Source organism: Chelatococcus sp. KU-N122 (assembly GCF_055391085.1).
The window spans coordinates 5367643-5382727 of sequence record NZ_AP043981.1; the positions used below are offsets into that span (position 1 = coordinate 5367643).

Here is a 15085-nt window from a genome sequence, read left to right on the forward strand (position 1 = left end):
CGGACGCTGTCGACCCGCCGACGACGGTCAGGGCCTCGTCGGCTCCCGCTCCTGGCGCGCCAGCAGGCGATGCGCCGTCTCGAACAGATCGTCGAAGTGGTCGAGGACCGCATCCGGCCCGAGCTCGGCCACCGGCGTGTCCGTATAGCCGAAGGTCATGCCGACCACCGGCACGCCGGCCGCCTGCGCCGCCACGATGTCCGCCGAGGAGTCGCCGACCATCACCGCGCGCGTGACGGCACCGCCGGCGCGCTCGATCGTGCCCATGAGGTGACGCGGGTCGGGCTTGTGCTGGGCGAAGGTGTCGCCGCCGCAGATCGCCGCGAAGCGGTCGGCGAGGCCGAGCGTCCCGAGCAGGCTGCGGGCGAGCCCCTCGAGCTTGTTGGTGCAGACCGCCAGCCGCCAGCCGGCGTCGGTGAACCGGTCGAGCGAGGCCAGCGCCCCGGGAAAGGGGACAGAGGCGTCGGCGATATGGGCGCGGTAGTGGGCCAGGAAATCCTGGTAGAGCGCCTCGAGCCGGTCCGGCGGCACCTGGTCGCCCGCCGCCACGAGGCCGCGTACCAGCAACGCCTTGGCACCGGCGCCCACCATCGCGCGCACCTGCGCCAGCGACAACGGCCCTTTGCCTTCCTGGGCGAGGACGGCGTTCAGCGTCAGGACCAGGTCCGGCGCGGTATCGATCAGCGTGCCGTCGAGATCGAGAACGAGGACGGGGGAGGGGGACATTCGAACGCTCCTGAACCGTGGACGGAGGTGTGCGCGCCGCCGATGCGCCCGAGACGTCTGGCACGGGCGCGCTGTCTCTCTACAATCACCGCATCGATTCGGCGCTCCCTCATCGGGCTTGATCTCATGCTGCGTTTGCTTCCGGCGGCCATGGCCGCGTTCGCGCTGGTCGCGACTGCGGCCCGCGCCGACAACTATGATTTCGTGCCGGCGCCGCAGGTCGACCTCAACCGCATCTACCGGGTCGAGCGCGTCACCGGCGAGATGGGCGCCTGCCAATACGGCCTGAAGGAGGCCACGATCGGCGTGACGCTCTGCTATCCCGCCGGCGAGGGCGGCGGTCCGCAGCTGCCGGGCGATTATCGTCTCGTCGCCTCCAAGCACGATCGCGAAGGTGGCGTGTTCCGCGTCAACGACCGGACCGGGGAGATGAGCATCTGCTACGTGTTCAACGAGAAGGTGGTGTGCACGCCGCCCGCCAAGTAACGGGCGGGCCTCGCTTTCGCGCGGGCGCGGATGCATATAGGCGCTACGGCAATCATCGGAGCGTCCCATGCGGCTGAACGATCCCACCCTTCTCGTCGAGCGTTGCTATGTGGGCGGGCAATGGATCGGCGAGCCGGCCGACGCCGTCGACAATCCCGCCACCGGTGAGGTGCTGGCGCGCGTTCCCCATCTGGGGGCCGCCGAGGCCACCGCGGCCGTCGAAGCGGCCGAGCGTGCCTTCGCCGGCTGGGCCAAGCGTTCCGCCAAGGAGCGGTCGGCCACGCTGCGCAAGTGGTTCGAGCTCATCATGGCAAACCGCGACGATCTGGCGCTGCTCATGACCAGCGAGCAGGGCAAGCCCCTGGCCGAGGCGAAGGGCGAGGTGGAATACGCCGCTTCGTTCGTCGAGTTCTATGCCGAGGAGGCCAAGCGCATCTACGGCGAGACCATCCCGTCGCCGTGGGCCAATGCGCGGATCGTCGTGCTGAAGCAGCCGGTCGGCGTCATCGCGGCGATCACGCCCTGGAACTTCCCGGCGGCGATGATCACCCGCAAAGTGGCGCCGGCCCTGGCCGCAGGCTGCACCGCGGTGGTCAAGCCCGCGCCCGAGACGCCGCTGACGGCCCTGGCGCTGGCCGTGCTCGCCGAGCGGGCCGGCATCCCGGCCGGCGTCTTCAACCTGATCACCGGCGACGCGCCGGCCATCGGCAAGGTGCTGACCGAGCACCCGGCGGTCAAGTTCGTCGGCTTCACCGGGTCGACCGAGGTCGGCAAGATCCTGATGCGGCAGGCCGCGTCGACGGTGAAGAAGGTGGGCCTCGAGCTCGGCGGCAATGCGCCCTTCATCGTCTTCGACGACGCCGACGTCGATGCGGCGGTCGAGGGCGCCATCGTCTCCAAGTTCCGCAACATGGGCCAGACCTGCGTGTGCGCCAACCGCATCTACGCCCAGGACGGCATCTACGATGACTTCGTCTCCAAGCTCGCCAAGCGCGTTACGGACCTGAAGGTCGGTGATGGCACCGAGGTGGGCGTCATGCAGGGGCCGCTGATCACCATGGAGGCGGTGGATAAGGTCGAGCGCCATATCGCCGACGCCGTGGAGCACGGCGCCCGCGTCGTGGTCGGCGGCAAGCGCCACCCGCTCGGCCGCAGCTTCTTCGAGCCGACGGTGCTCGCCAACGTCACCACCAAGATGCTCGTCACCAAGGAGGAGACCTTCGGGCCGCTGGCGCCGGTGTTCCGCTTCAAGGACGAGGCGGACGTTATCGCCCAGGCTAATGCGACCCAGTACGGCCTCGCCGCCTATTTCTTCGCGCGCGACCTGGGCCGCGTCTTCCGCGTCGCCGAGGCGCTCGAGTACGGCATGGTCGGCGTCAACTCCGGCGCCATCTCGACGGAGATGGCGCCCTTCGGCGGCGTCAAGGAATCGGGCCTCGGGCGCGAGGGATCGCACCACGGCATCGAGGAGTTCGTCGAGATGAAGTACGTGCTGATGGGCGGCCTCGACACGTGAGCGCGGACGAGCTGAAGCGCCGGGCGGCGGCGCGGGCGCTGGAACTGGTCAGGCCCGGGATGCGCCTCGGCCTCGGTACCGGTTCCACGGCCAGGCATTTCGTCGAGCTGCTCGGCGAGCGGGTGCGCGCGGGCCTCGCCGTGACCTGCGTGGCGACGTCTGAAGCGACGCAGGCGCAAGCGCTCGCCGCCGGCATCGCCATGACCACCCTGGACGACATGCCGGAGCTCGACTTGACCGTCGACGGCGCGGACGAGCTCGACGGCGCCCTCAATCTCATCAAAGGCGGCGGCGGGGCGCTGCTGCGCGAGAAAATCGTGGCGGCGGCGAGCGGCCGCATGGTGGTCATCGCCGACGACAGCAAGCACGTTGCGGTGCTCGGCCGCTTCCCCCTGCCCATCGAGGTGGTGCCCTTCGGGCTCGGCGCGACGCGCCGTGCCATCGCGCGGGCAGCGGCCGCCGCCGGGTGCGAGGGGCCGCTCAACCAGCGCCAAGCGGGCGACAAGCCCTTCGTCACCGATGGCGGCCACTTCATCCTCGACGTCTCGTTCGGGCGCATTCCCGATCCGCCGGCGCTCGCATCGGCCCTGTCGGGGGTGCCCGGCGTGGTCGAGCACGGGCTGTTCATCGGCCTGGCGACGGGCGCCATCCTGGCTGGCGCCTCCGGCCTGATCGAGATGGGGGCGGTGTGACGTTGCGGCGCGGCTGCGCCCGGCGGCCCTGGTGACCCGAGCGATCGCCACGTGGCGGGCCATGCGCCCGTCGGATCTGCCGGAGGTGGATGCGGTTGCCCGGGTCGTGCACCCGGATTTCCCGGAAGATCCGGCGGTATTTGCCGAGCGGCTGGCGCTCTATCCGGCCGGCTGCCTCGCCCTCGGCCGGGTCGATGACGGCGGGCGCGAGACCATCGTCGCCTATGCGATCAGCCATCCCGGGCGCCTGGGCGAGCCGCCGGCGCTGAACGCCCTGCTCGGGGCGCTGCCGGCGGCCCCGACGACCTACTACATCCACGATCTCGCCATCCTCCCCGAGGCGCGGGGTCGCGGTGCTGCGGCGGACCTCGTGGCGAAGCTCGTCGGACACGCCCGGGCGGCGGGTTTTGCCCGCGCCTCGCTGATCGCGGTCAACGGCTCAGCGCCCTTCTGGCAGCGACAGGGGTTCATATCGCGGCCCGAAGCCCTTGCCGGCGGCAAGCTCGACAGCTACGGCGGTGGGGCGCTCTATATGGAGCGCGGGCTCGAGCGCCCCTTTGCAGGGCCCGCACCCGATACAACACCGTTTCCTTCTTCCGGCGTCATGCTCTAAACGTTCGCGCCGGCGAAGCGGCGGCATGGCCCGCATCAGCCATGCCGAACGACAAACGTCACGGAGATCCACATGAAGCGTCTTGCCCCACAGCTGGTCGCGGCCATGCTGCTGCTGGCCCAGCCCCTGGTCCCGGCTCTGGCGCAAAGCCAGCAGATCACGCCGTCGCACCTGGAGGCCGCGCGGGCTGTCGTGGTCAGCTCAGGCATCGAGCGGTCGTTCGACGCGGTGGTGCCGAGCCTGTTCAGTCAGGTGCGCGAGCAGTTGGTGACGCGTCCGGAGCTGACCAAGGACATGGAGGAGATCATCGCGAAGATCTCGCCCGAGCTTGAGGCCCGCAAGAGCGAGATGGTCGACCAGGCTGCCCGCGTCTATGCCAGCCAGATCTCGGAGGCCGATCTCAAGGAGATCGGCGCATTCTTCTCCTCGGCCGCTGGCAAGCGCTATGTGAGCAGCCAACCGGCGATCCTCCAGGAGCTCTTCCTGAAGATGCAGGACTGGCAGCAGTCACTCTCGGCGGCGGTGGTCGAGCGTATCCGTGCCGAGATGCGCGCCCGCGGCAAGGAGTTCTAAGAACTGCGCCGGCAACCGCGAGGCTGCCGGCGCCGTCCCTCCGTAGCGTTTCTTGCGATCGCGGAGCTTACCCAATCGCAAAGACGCGCTGCGGATGCAAAGAGCTGGATCATTGCTCCAATTGGCTGATCCCAGCCATTGGCGAAGTGCTCCAGGCAGCTGGTCTTTAGAAGTCCGCGCCGGGGCCGGGCGCCGGGAACGCGGGCTTGTCCTTGGGCAGTTCGGTCACCAGCGCTTCGGTGGTGACGATCAGCGAAGCGACGGATGCCGCGTCCTGTAGCGCGGTGCGCACCACCTTCGCCGGATCGACGATGCCGGCTTCGATCAGATCGACATACGTCTCCGCCTGGGCGTCGAAGCCGAAGGTCTGCGAGGCGTTGTCCAGGATCTTGCCGACGATGATCGAGCCTTCGACGCCGGCGTTGTCGGCGATCTGGCGGATGGGGGATTCGAGGGCCTTCAGAACGATCTGAATGCCGGCCTGCACGTCCGCATTGGCCTCGGAGAGCTTGGCGACGGCCGCCTTGGCGCGCAGCAAGGCGACGCCGCCGCCGGGCACGATGCCTTCGGCGATGGCCGCGCGCGTGGCGTTGAGCGCATCGTCGACGCGGTCCTTCTTCTCCTTGACCTCGACCTCGGTCGCACCGCCGACGCGAATGACGGCGACGCCGCCCGAGATCTTGCCGAGGCGCTCCTGCAGCTTCTCGCGGTCGTAGTCCGACGTCGTCTCCTCGATCTGCGCCTTGATCTGCGCCACCCGGGCGGCGATGGCCGTCTTGTCGCCAGCACCGGCGACGATCGTGGTGTTCTCCTTGTCGATGCGGACTCGCTTGGCGCGCCCCAGCTGCGACAGCGTCACGTTCTCCAGCTTGATGCCGAGATCCGCGGAGATCGTCTGCCCGGCGGTCAGGATGGCGATGTCCTCCAGCAGCGCCTTGCGGCGGTCGCCGAAGCCGGGCGCCTTGACCGCGGCGACCTTGAGGCCGCCGCGAAGCTTGTTGACGACCAGGGTCGCCAGCGCCTCGCCCTCGACGTCCTCGGCGATGATCAGCAGCGGCTTGCCGGTCTGGACGATGGCTTCGAGGATCGGCAGGAGGGGCTGCAGCGATGTCAGCTTCTGCTCGTGAATGAGGATCAACGGGTCCTCGAACTCGGTCACCAGCTTTTCGGCGTTGGTCACGAAGTAGGGCGACAGGTAACCGCGGTCGAACTGCAGCCCCTCGACGACGTCGAGCTCGGTCTCCAGGCTCTTGGCCTCCTCGACGGTGATGACCCCGTCGTTGCCGACCTTCTCGACCGCGGTGGCGATGATCTTGCCGACGGAGGCATCGCCGTTGGCGGAAATCGTGCCGACCTGCGCCACCTCATCGGACGACTGGACCTTCTTGGCCCGCTGTTCGATGTCGCTGACCACGGTGCGGACGGCCAGATCGATGCCGCGCTTGAGATCGAGCGGATTGAGGCCGGCGGCCACCGCCTTGGCGCCTTCGCGGACGATCGCCTGGGCCAGCACCGTGGCTGTCGTGGTGCCGTCGCCGGCAAGATCGTTGGTCTTCGAGGCCACCTCGCGCAGGAGCTGGGCGCCGAGGTTCTCGTAGCGATCCTCGAGCTCGATCTCCTTGGCGACGGTGACGCCGTCCTTGGTGATGCGCGGCGCGCCGAAAGATTTCTCGATGACGACGTTGCGGCCCTTGGGCCCAAGCGTCACCTTGACCGTGTTGGCGAGTATGTCGACGCCGCGCAGCAGCCGCTCGCGCGCGTCCGCGGAAAACTTCACATCCTTTGCAGCCATGCTCGGCTTTTCCTTCGAGAGAATTGAACCACAATCGATCGGGTGGAGATGTCTTGGCGAAGTGCTCTAGAGCATTTCGCAATTGGATGAGCTCATCCAATTGCAGAGAAAGGCTCATAATTTTTTGAATCTGGAGCGCTTTTCTACGATTGGGTGAGTCCACCCAATCGTAGAACGCTCTAGGAAATCACGCCGAGTATGTCCGCTTCCTTCGCGATCAACAGGTCTTCACCGTCGACCTTGACCTCGGTGCCGGACCACTTTCCGAACAACACGCGGTCTCCCGTCTTGACGTCGAGCGGAATAATCTTGCCGCTGTCATCGCGGGCGCCGCTGCCGACGGCCACGATTTCTCCTTCCTGAGGCTTTTCCTTCGCCGTATCGGGAATGATGATTCCGCCTTTGGTCGTATTGCTTTCTTCAATGCGACGGATGAGGACGCGATCATGCAGGGGACGAAAACTCATAGATACTCTCTTGCGACGCGCATCCGCTCCGGTACATCGACGATTATCGACGAATGATCCCGGTCGCGGTCCTGCTCGGGTGGGCTGAGGCAAGAAAATTATTTCGGCGGACGTTTGCTGTCCATGCCAAATAGGGTGGCATATATAGGTAATGACTTCTGAAAATACTTGGGACGGGAGAATGATGCGGCTGTCGTGGCCGCATCATCTCCTCTGATTTCACACCAGCAGCACGGTCGAGCCGGTGGTCTTACGCGCCGCGAGATCGGCATGGGCACGCGCCGCGTCCTTCAGGGCGTAGGTCTGGTTGACCTCGATCTTGACGGCGCCGGACTGGATGACCTCGAACAGCTCGTTGGCCATTGCGACCAGGTTTTCACGCTTGGCGCCATAGGTGTTGAGGGTCGGCCGCGTGACGAAGAGCGAGCCCTTCTGTGCCAGCAAGCCGAGGTCCAGGGGCGCGACCGGGCCCGAGGATTGTCCGAACAGCGCGAGCAGGCCCAGCGGCGCCAGGCTGTCGAGCGATTTCAGGAAGGTGTCCTTGCCCACGGAATCGTAGACCACCGGCACCCCTTTGCCGTTGGTGATCTCCTTGACCCGCGCCACGATGTCCTCGCGCGTGTAGATGATGGTGTGGGCGGAGCCGTAGCGGCGGGCCAGCGCCGCCTTCTCGTCGTTGCCTACCGTGCCGATGACGGTGGCACCCAGATGCTTGGCCCATTGGGCGAGGATCAGGCCGACGCCGCCGGCCGCCGCGTGCAGCAGGATGGTGTCGCCGCTCTTGACCCGGTAGGTCTGGCGGATGAGGTATTGCGCCGTCAGGCCCTTGAGCAGCGCTGCCGCGGCGGTCTGGTCGTCGATGCCGTCGGGCAGCTTGAGTAGCCGGTCGGCCGGAATCAGCCGCGCTTCGGCGTAGGCGCCGAGCGGCGCGCTGCCGTAGCCGACGCGGTCGCCGGGCGCCAGGTCGGTGACGCCTGGCCCGACCTCCTCGACGATGCCGACGCCCTCGCTGCCCAGGCCGCTCGGCAGCGTCACCGGGTAGAGCCCGGAGCGGTTGTAGATATCGACGAAGTTGAGGCCGACGGCGGTGTGGCGGATGCGCGCCTCGCCGGCGCCGGGCTTGCCGACCTCGACCTCTTCCCAGACCAGGACCTCGGGCCCGCCGGTTTTGTGGAAGCGAATGGCATGGGTCATCGATTGTCTCCTCGAAGGGCTCCGTCCCATGGCGAAATGCTCTGGGCCTCGCCGCAAATGCACGCCACAGCCATGGTACGACGCTGCCGCCGGATGGTTTTTTCAAAGATCGGGCCGAGACGGAAGCCGCCGTCGGCGCACCAGCCGGGCCTGAGACGCATGATCTCCCCGAGCGGCATGGCCAGTCAGGTGGGAGCGGCCTGCTGTGGATCGCCGACGTCCTGCCGCAAGAGGCGGCGGTGCTGGTCGGGGCCAAGGCAAAGCTCGATCAGCTGGCTGGCTAGATCGTCAGCGGGCGGGTTGCGGCGCTGCGAGGCCGAGCGTCACGAGCATCGCCGCGAATCGGGCTTCCTCGCTCTTGAGGAAGCCGGCGAAGGCATCGCCGTCCAGATAGGCCGGGCTCCAGCGCCGGGCTCGCAGTCGTTCCCCCCAGGCCTCGGAATGGGCGAGATCGCCGACAACGCGGATGGGCCGCAAGCGGTCGGCCGCTGCGGCCGGGGCCGCGACGATGCCGCGCCAATCGGTGACGGTGAGATCGATGCCCTGCTCCTTCAGGGTCGGTGCCTCGATCCCCGCGGCCCGCTCGGGCCCGGTCAAGGCGATGAGACGAAGCCGGCCGGAGGCGATCTGGCCCTCGAACTCGGCGACGGCGCCGATGCCCACGTGGGCCTGCGACCGCAGCAAGGCGGCCAGGGCCTCCGTTCCATTGAGGAAGGGGACATAGTTGATCTGCTGCGGCTCGACGCCGATCGCCTGGGCAAACAGCGCCGCGGTCAGATGATCGACGCCGCCCACCGTGCCGCCGGCCCAGACGACGGCAACCGAATCCTCTTTCAGCAGGCGGACCAGATCTCCCGCCGTCCTGATCGATGACTGAGCCGGCACCACGAGCGCCAGGGGCTCGGCCGTCAGCTGCGCCACCGGAGCGATCTGGGCCAGGGCATCGGCCTTTCCGCTTTGCAGGGCCTTGGTCAAAGTGGGCAGCCCGACGATCATGAAGCGGGTCGTGTTGGGCGGCTCCGACCCGGGCGAGGCCACGGCGACGAAACGGTCGAGCGCGACGGTACCGCCCGCACCGGGCACGTTGATCACCTCGACGTCCGCGACGAGTCCCGCGGTGCTGAGGCCGCTGCCGACCGCCCGCGCGAGCTGATCGAAGCTGCTGCCCGGCGTCGTCGGGGCGACGATGGAGACTTGTCCGAGCCGATCGCCGGCGGCGAGGCTCGCGGTTGCCGCAGCCAGAACCGCAAGGGACGCGATGACCGCCTGCCGGCAGACGCGGCGCCGGATGCGTACACCAATCGGACCTCGTCGGTTCTCCGCCATGTCGCCAGCCCTCGCCATCGAACCGCTAGCCCACTTTATCCGTCGCGCCCGATGGCGTAGAGCCTCCGGTCGGCGAAAGTCGGGCATATGCCATTTTTGTCCGGCGTTGTGGCCTCCCGAAGACCCTGGGTCGATGGGCGGCTCCGGTGCACGGTCGCGTAGAAATTGGAGCGGACGGCGGAATGGGGCGCGAGGGTCGAAGCGTTGCGGAGCCTTCAACCTCCCTGGCCCAGATCGCTTGGCTGGTGCTGGCAGCGATGCCGCTGGTGCTCGCCTTCGCCAATCGCTCCTCGGTGCTGATGCTGGTGCTGGCGGCGCTCGTCGCGCTCGTGGGCGCCGCCAAGCGCGAGGCGCTGCCCGCCGTCCTCCAACACCTCCAGCGGATTGTCCACAGCCCGTTCGGCCTGATCTTTCTGGCCTTCCTGGTGCTGGCTGTGGCGTCGCTGCTCTGGACGCAGGACCGGGCGAGGGGCGTCTTCTCGCTGGCCGAGGCGTTCATTCCTGCCCTGGCGGCCGTGGCCCTGGGGGCCACTCTGCCGCGTCGGCCAGAGCGCCGGGCCGTGCTGCTGCTGGCCCTGTGCCTGGCGCTGACCGCCGTCGAGGTCTTCATCGAGCTCGTCACCCGGCTCGCCTGGCGCGAGGCGCTCGGGTTGCGCGCCGTGTATTTCATCACCAACAAGCCGGTGCTCGCCCTGGTGTTGCTGTATTGGCCGATGGTGCCGCTGACCGAGGGCATGGCACGCCGGCGGCTGCTGCTCGCCGGGCTCGCGATCATGATCATCATGACGGTGTTCAGCTCAGTGTCCGGCACGGCTATGTGCGCGCTGATCTGCGCCGCCGCCGCGTTCGGGCTCGCGGTTGTGGCGCCGCGCACGGCGCGCTGGAGCGTCATGCTGGCGGTCGCCGCCTCCCTGCTCGTGGCGCCGATCAAGGGCGAGCTGGCGGCGCGCTTCATCCCCGACAGGGCGCTCGACGCGCTCCAGTCCCTGCATGCGCGTGACCGCGTGCACATCTGGCTCAGCTTCGGCGAGGTGGTGGCGCAGCGGCCGTTGACGGGCACCGGCTTCGGGTCGAGCGCCGTGGTGGCGCGCGATCCGGTGGCCCGCGAGGTCGCTGCCGATCGCCGCACGCTCCTGGACGTGGGCCATCCCCACGACATGTTCCTCCAGGTCTGGTCCGAGCTCGGCGTGCTCGGCGCAGCACTGGTGGCGGCGGCGCTGGTCGTGCTCTGGCGCACGTTGGCCCGGCTCGGTCCGGCGCAGCATGCCGCCGCCTTGGCGCTGACGGCGGCGGCGCTGATGATTTCGCTGGTGGGGCACGGCGCCTGGCAGGGCTGGTGGATTGCCGTCGCCGCCGCGGCGGTGCTGTGGCTCTGGGCCACGCCGCCCGCCCAGGCTCCATCTGCCCATGAGGAGGGCGCCCGATGAGCGTTCACGACGTCGACCTCTTCGTGATCGGCGGCGGCTCCGGCGGGGTCCGCGCCGGGCGGGTCGCGGCGACCCACGGCGCCAAGGTGATGGTTGCGGAGGAGTTCCGCATGGGCGGCACCTGCGTCATCCGCGGCTGCGTGCCCAAGAAGCTGCTCGTCTACGCCAGCCGCTTCGCCCACGAATTCGAGGATGCCGCGGGCTTCGGCTGGAGCGTGCCGGAGGCGTCGTTCAACTGGGCGACGCTGATCAAGAACAAGGACGTCGAGATCGCCCGGCTGGAGCGCATCTATCGCGCCAATCTCGAGCGCGCCGGCGTGACCATCGTCGACAGCCGCGCCGTGATCGAGGATCCGCACACGGTGCGCGTCGTCGCCACCGGCGAGCGCGTCCGCGCCCGGACGATCCTGGTGGCGACGGGGGGGCATCCGAGCGTCGAGCCCATGGTGCCGGGCTTCGAATACGCCATCTCGTCCAACGAAGCCTTCCACCTGGAGAGCTTGCCCGAGCGGGTCCTCGTCATCGGCGGCGGCTATATCGGCGTCGAGTTCGCCGGTGTCTTCGCCGGCCTCGGCAGCCGCACCGTGCTGCTCAACCGCGGCGACCACATCCTGCGCGGCTTCGACGACGACCTCCGCGTCGGCGTCGAAACGGCGTACGAGCACAACGGCATCCGTGTGCGCAACGGCTGCCGGCTGGAGCGCATCGACAAGGTGGATGGCGGCCTGGCCGCGCACATCTCCGACGGCTCGGTCCTCGACGTGGATGCGGTGATGATCGCCACCGGCCGGCGTCCGAACACCCGCAGCCTGGGCCTGGAGGAGGCCGGGGTGGCGCTCGACCATCACGGGGCGATCGAGGTCGACCCGTTCTCGCAGTCGAGCGTCGCCTCCATCTATGCCGTCGGCGACGTGACCAACCGGGCCAACCTGACACCCGTCGCGATCCGCGAGGGGCACGCGTTCGCCGATACGGTGTTCGGCGGCATGCCGACCCGGGTCGACTACAGCGTCATCCCGACCGCGGTGTTCTCGACGCCGGAGCTGGGCACGGTGGGGTTGACCGAGGCAAAGGCGCGCGAAGCCTACGGCAACCTCGTCGTGTTCAAGTCGTCGTTCAAGCCGATGAAGGCGACGCTGTCCGGGCGCGACGAGCGCATGTTCATGAAGATCCTCGTCGACGGCGAGACCGATCGGGTGGTGGGCGTGCACATCCTGGGGGAGAGCGCCGGCGAGATCATCCAGGCCATCGGCATCGCCGTCACCATGGGCGCCACCAAGGCTGACTTCGATCGCACCATGGCGGTGCATCCGACGGCCGGCGAGGAGTTGGTCACCATGCGCACGCCCTGGACGGAGCCGGGCGTCGCGTGAGGGCCGGGCCGGCCCGCACCGGTCTTGCGTCGGCCTCCGTGGTCACCGTCGCCTTGCTGATCGGCTCGCAGCCGGGACTGGCCGACCAGGTGCCGGTCTACGGCAGCGGCCGGCACGTCTACCTGCCCTTCGTCAACCGGCGCCCGGGCTCCGACATCGCGTCACCGCCCAAGCTGCGCATATCCCTGGGCGGGCGCCCACGCGCGGCGGTGATCGACACGGGATCGACGGGCGTAGTCGTGTCGGCGTCCGCCATCGCCCATATCGACAGCCTGCCCAATCTCGGCCCGGCCAGCCTGACCTATTCCAGCTCCGGACGGATCATGCGCGGCGACTGGATCGTCACTCCGGTGACCATCAGCGGCGCCGATGGCACCAGCGTGACGACGCGGCCGATCCCGGTCATCGCCGTGCGGCGCATCGAGTGCACGGACCGTGCACGCCGTTGCGTGCCGAGTGACGATCCGGCTCACGTCGCCATGGTCGGCATCGGCTTTGCCCGCGAGCACGACCATCAGCGCCGCGGCACTCCGGACAAGAATCCCGTCCTGAACCTTGCCGACGCCGGGCCGGACAGCGATCGGCACCGCGGCTATATCGTGAACCGCGACGGCATCCAGCTCGGCCTGAGCGCGGAAGCTGCGACGCGCTTCGCCTTCGTCAAGCTCGTCCGAGACGACGCCCTGGGGGACTGGCGGGCCGCACCGATGTGCGCCAGCGTGTCCGGCTCGGAGCCGGCATGCGGTACCGTGCTCGTCGACACCGGCGTGGCGGACATGTTCCTCACCGTTCCCGACGCCGCGCTCGCGGGCCATGTGGACGATGGCGATGCCGGCGATGGCTCGCCCGCCCGCACGCTGGCCGATGGGACAGCCCTGCGCTTCACGCTGGGAGCGCCGAGCGGCCGGATCGGCTATGGCTTCAGCGTCGGCGATGGCGGCAACGCCATGGCGCCGCAGCGCGTGATCCTCGTCGGCGGGCACGATCGCAGCCCCTTCGTCAACACCAGCGTGCACTTGCTCAACGGATTCGACTATCTGTTCGATGCCGACGCCGGCTACGTCGGCTACCGCTGGACCGGCCGGCTGCCGGCATCGGCCGGGGCCGCCGTGCCGTGATCCCCGTCGCAATCCGAAGCTCTTCACCCGGCCTGACGAAGTCGCTATAAGGCGCGCTTCGCCCACATCGGTGCGCGAGCGCGCGATCGGCTCGAACGGATTCGTTCGGGCGAAGCGATGGCGCTTCCGCACAGCGATTTGGGGGAGCATGCTCCTCGCTGCGGCGCGTCCGCGGAACATGCTCGCGCACACGGTGCCCGAGGCGGTGCTCGGGTATCGTCTCCACGAGATTTCGACACCGATGACCTGACGAGGGGCGGCAGCGAGATGGCCGCCGCAGGAGTAGAGACAATGAGTGAGCGGTGGTCGCCCTCCACGTGGCGCCAGAAGCCCGTGCAGCAAATGCCGATCTATCCCGACGCGGTCGCCCTGAGGGCCGTGGAAGATCAGCTCGCAGGCTTTCCGCCGCTGGTTTTTGCAGGTGAGGCGCGCAAGCTGAAGCGGACGCTGGCCAAGGTTGCGGCCGGCGAGGCTTTCCTTTTGCAGGGTGGCGACTGCGCCGAGTCCTTCGCCGAGCACTCCGCCGACAACATCCGCGATTTCTTCCGTCTGTTCCTGCAGATGGCCGTCGTGCTGACCTTCGCCGGCGCTTCGCCCGTGGTGAAGGTCGGCCGCGTGGCGGGCCAGTTCGCCAAGCCGCGCTCGGCGCCGATGGAGGAGGTGGACGGCGTCGAGCTGCCGAGCTACCGCGGCGACATCGTCAACGACATCGCCTTCGAGGCGGAGTCACGCATTCCGGACCCGCGCCGCCAGCTGATGGCCTACCGCCAGTCGGCCGCGACGCTCAACCTGTTGCGTGCCTTCGCTGGCGGTGGCTACGCCAACCTGGACAACGCCCACCGCTGGATGCTGGGCTTCGTCAAGGACAGCCCGCAGTCGGGACGGTACCAGGAGCTGGCGGGCCGCATCACCGAGGCGCTCGATTTCATGCGCGCCATCGGCATCGATCCGGAGACCCATCCGGAGATGCGCTCGACCGACTTCTATACGAGCCACGAAGCGCTGCTGCTCGGCTACGAGCAGGCCTTCACCCGCGTCGATTCGACGACCGGCGACTGGTACGCCACCTCCGGCCACATGCTGTGGATCGGTGACCGCACGCGCCAGCTCGACCATGGCCACGTGGAGTTCTTCCGGGGCATCAACAACCCGATCGGCCTGAAGTGCGGCCCGTCGCTGAAGCCGGACGAGCTGCTGCGCCTGAGCGACGCCCTGAACCCGCAGAACGAGGCCGGCCGTCTCACGCTGATCTGCCGCTTCGGCGCCGACAAGGTGGCGGACAACCTGCCGGGCCTCGTCCGCGCCGTGCAGCGCGAGGGGCGCCAGGTGGTGTGGTCGTGCGATCCCATGCACGGCAACACGGTGAAGGCCGGCAACTACAAGACCCGGCCGTTCGACCTGATCCTCGGCGAGGTGAAGCAGTTCTTTGCCGTCCACCAGGCTGAGGGCACCTATGCCGGCGGCATCCACCTGGAGATGACCGGCAAGAACGTCACCGAGTGCACGGGCGGGGCGCGGGCCATCAGCGATGCCGATCTGTCCGACCGCTATCACACCTATTGTGATCCGCGCCTCAACGCGGAGCAGGCGCTCGAGCTCGCCTTCATGGTGGCCGAGCTGCTGAAGCAGGAGCGCGCCGGCAAGCTCCGCGAGCTGCGGGCGGAAGCCGCCGAATAAGAACCAAGGGCCGGTGAGCTCGGCTCATCGGCCCTTGGGCCAACCCGCACCGCGTCTGTGCGAGATGTCGTTTCGCGGCGATGGAATAGGGCGCCTTTGCGGCCA

General features: G+C 68.5%; 14 protein-coding genes. 9 read left to right on the forward strand and 5 right to left on the reverse strand.

Features of this window, described 5'->3' with window-relative positions:
* Window positions 1-27 precede the first annotated feature (27 nt).
* Window positions 28-726: a phosphoglycolate phosphatase gene (gene gph / locus ACZ5PO_RS24260; RefSeq protein ID WP_464184461.1), complete on the reverse strand. Its 699-nt coding sequence runs from the start codon at window positions 724-726 to the stop codon at window positions 28-30.
* 126 nt (window positions 727-852) lie between these two features.
* Between gph and ACZ5PO_RS24265 the strand changes: the two genes are divergently transcribed.
* The 5 genes from ACZ5PO_RS24265 to ACZ5PO_RS24285 all read left to right on the forward strand — a co-directional run bounded on the left by ACZ5PO_RS24265 (window position 853) and on the right by ACZ5PO_RS24285 (window position 4606).
* Complete coding sequence (locus ACZ5PO_RS24265) at window positions 853-1212, forward strand: hypothetical protein (RefSeq protein WP_464184462.1); 360 nt, start codon at window positions 853-855, stop codon at window positions 1210-1212.
* Between the two features lie 67 nt (window positions 1213-1279).
* Window positions 1280-2728 carry an NAD-dependent succinate-semialdehyde dehydrogenase gene (locus tag ACZ5PO_RS24270; protein ID WP_464184463.1) on the forward strand — a complete coding sequence of 483 codons (1449 nt, stop codon included), beginning with the start codon at window positions 1280-1282 and terminating at the stop codon, window positions 2726-2728.
* Window positions 2725-3420 carry a ribose-5-phosphate isomerase RpiA gene (gene rpiA, locus ACZ5PO_RS24275; RefSeq protein WP_464184465.1) on the forward strand — a complete coding sequence of 232 codons (696 nt, stop codon included), beginning with the start codon at window positions 2725-2727 and terminating at the stop codon, window positions 3418-3420. The genes ACZ5PO_RS24270 and rpiA overlap by 4 nt, the downstream gene beginning before the upstream one ends.
* Before the next feature lie 31 nt (window positions 3421-3451).
* The gene (locus tag ACZ5PO_RS24280; protein WP_464184466.1) at window positions 3452-4033 is read left to right on the forward strand and encodes a GNAT family N-acetyltransferase; all 582 of its coding nucleotides are present in this window, start codon (window positions 3452-3454) and stop codon (window positions 4031-4033) included.
* A gap of 72 nt (window positions 4034-4105) precedes the next feature.
* A complete protein-coding gene (locus ACZ5PO_RS24285; protein WP_464184467.1) occupies window positions 4106-4606 on the forward strand; it encodes a DUF2059 domain-containing protein in 501 nt (166 codons plus the stop codon).
* 166 nt (window positions 4607-4772) lie between these two features.
* Here the strand turns inward: ACZ5PO_RS24285 and groL are convergent, their stop codons facing one another.
* From groL to ACZ5PO_RS24305, 4 genes are all read right to left on the reverse strand, one after another.
* Window positions 4773-6398 (reverse strand): chaperonin GroEL, encoded by a 1626-nt coding sequence (gene groL / locus ACZ5PO_RS24290; protein ID WP_464184468.1) that lies wholly within the window; start codon window positions 6396-6398, stop codon window positions 4773-4775.
* Between the two features lie 179 nt (window positions 6399-6577).
* Complete coding sequence (gene groES / locus ACZ5PO_RS24295) at window positions 6578-6865, reverse strand: co-chaperone GroES (RefSeq protein ID WP_464184470.1); 288 nt, start codon at window positions 6863-6865, stop codon at window positions 6578-6580.
* 219 nt (window positions 6866-7084) lie between these two features.
* Window positions 7085-8059 (reverse strand): quinone oxidoreductase family protein, encoded by a 975-nt coding sequence (locus ACZ5PO_RS24300; RefSeq protein ID WP_464184471.1) that lies wholly within the window; start codon window positions 8057-8059, stop codon window positions 7085-7087.
* A 288-nt stretch (window positions 8060-8347) separates the two neighbouring features.
* A complete protein-coding gene (locus ACZ5PO_RS24305) occupies window positions 8348-9385 on the reverse strand; it encodes a Bug family tripartite tricarboxylate transporter substrate binding protein (protein WP_464184472.1) in 1038 nt (345 codons plus the stop codon).
* 245 nt (window positions 9386-9630) lie between these two features.
* Between ACZ5PO_RS24305 and ACZ5PO_RS24310 the strand changes: the two genes are divergently transcribed.
* The 4 genes from ACZ5PO_RS24310 to ACZ5PO_RS24325 all read left to right on the forward strand — a co-directional run bounded on the left by ACZ5PO_RS24310 (window position 9631) and on the right by ACZ5PO_RS24325 (window position 14980).
* The gene (locus tag ACZ5PO_RS24310; RefSeq protein WP_464184474.1) at window positions 9631-10812 is read left to right on the forward strand and encodes an O-antigen ligase family protein; all 1182 of its coding nucleotides are present in this window, start codon (window positions 9631-9633) and stop codon (window positions 10810-10812) included.
* Window positions 10809-12185, forward strand: coding sequence for a glutathione-disulfide reductase (gene gor / locus ACZ5PO_RS24315; protein ID WP_464184475.1), 1377 nt, complete (start codon window positions 10809-10811; stop codon window positions 12183-12185). The genes ACZ5PO_RS24310 and gor overlap by 4 nt, the downstream gene beginning before the upstream one ends.
* The gene (locus ACZ5PO_RS24320; RefSeq protein WP_464184476.1) at window positions 12182-13303 is read left to right on the forward strand and encodes a hypothetical protein; all 1122 of its coding nucleotides are present in this window, start codon (window positions 12182-12184) and stop codon (window positions 13301-13303) included. Before gor ends, ACZ5PO_RS24320 begins: the two co-directional genes overlap by 4 nt.
* A gap of 291 nt (window positions 13304-13594) precedes the next feature.
* A complete protein-coding gene (locus ACZ5PO_RS24325; protein WP_464184477.1) occupies window positions 13595-14980 on the forward strand; it encodes a class II 3-deoxy-7-phosphoheptulonate synthase in 1386 nt (461 codons plus the stop codon).
* The last annotated feature ends 105 nt before the right edge of the window (window positions 14981-15085 follow it).

Excerpts from the sequence above, each read along its gene's own strand:
- gph (WP_464184461.1), bottom strand. The coding sequence starts at position 726 with ATGTCCCCCTCCCCCGTCCTCGTTCTCGATCTCGACGGCACGCTGATC.
- ACZ5PO_RS24265 (WP_464184462.1), top strand. The coding sequence starts at position 853 with ATGCTGCGTTTGCTTCCGGCGGCCATGGCCGCGTTCGCGCTGGTCGCG.
- ACZ5PO_RS24270 (WP_464184463.1), top strand. The coding sequence starts at position 1,280 with ATGCGGCTGAACGATCCCACCCTTCTCGTCGAGCGTTGCTATGTGGGC.
- ACZ5PO_RS24285 (WP_464184467.1), top strand. The coding sequence starts at position 4,106 with ATGAAGCGTCTTGCCCCACAGCTGGTCGCGGCCATGCTGCTGCTGGCC.
- groL (WP_464184468.1), bottom strand. The coding sequence starts at position 6,398 with ATGGCTGCAAAGGATGTGAAGTTTTCCGCGGACGCGCGCGAGCGGCTG.
- groES (WP_464184470.1), bottom strand. The coding sequence starts at position 6,865 with ATGAGTTTTCGTCCCCTGCATGATCGCGTCCTCATCCGTCGCATTGAA.
- ACZ5PO_RS24300 (WP_464184471.1), bottom strand. The coding sequence starts at position 8,059 with ATGACCCATGCCATTCGCTTCCACAAAACCGGCGGGCCCGAGGTCCTG.
- ACZ5PO_RS24305 (WP_464184472.1), bottom strand. The coding sequence starts at position 9,385 with ATGGCGGAGAACCGACGAGGTCCGATTGGTGTACGCATCCGGCGCCGC.
- gor (WP_464184475.1), top strand. The coding sequence starts at position 10,809 with ATGAGCGTTCACGACGTCGACCTCTTCGTGATCGGCGGCGGCTCCGGC.
- ACZ5PO_RS24325 (WP_464184477.1), top strand. The coding sequence starts at position 13,595 with ATGAGTGAGCGGTGGTCGCCCTCCACGTGGCGCCAGAAGCCCGTGCAG.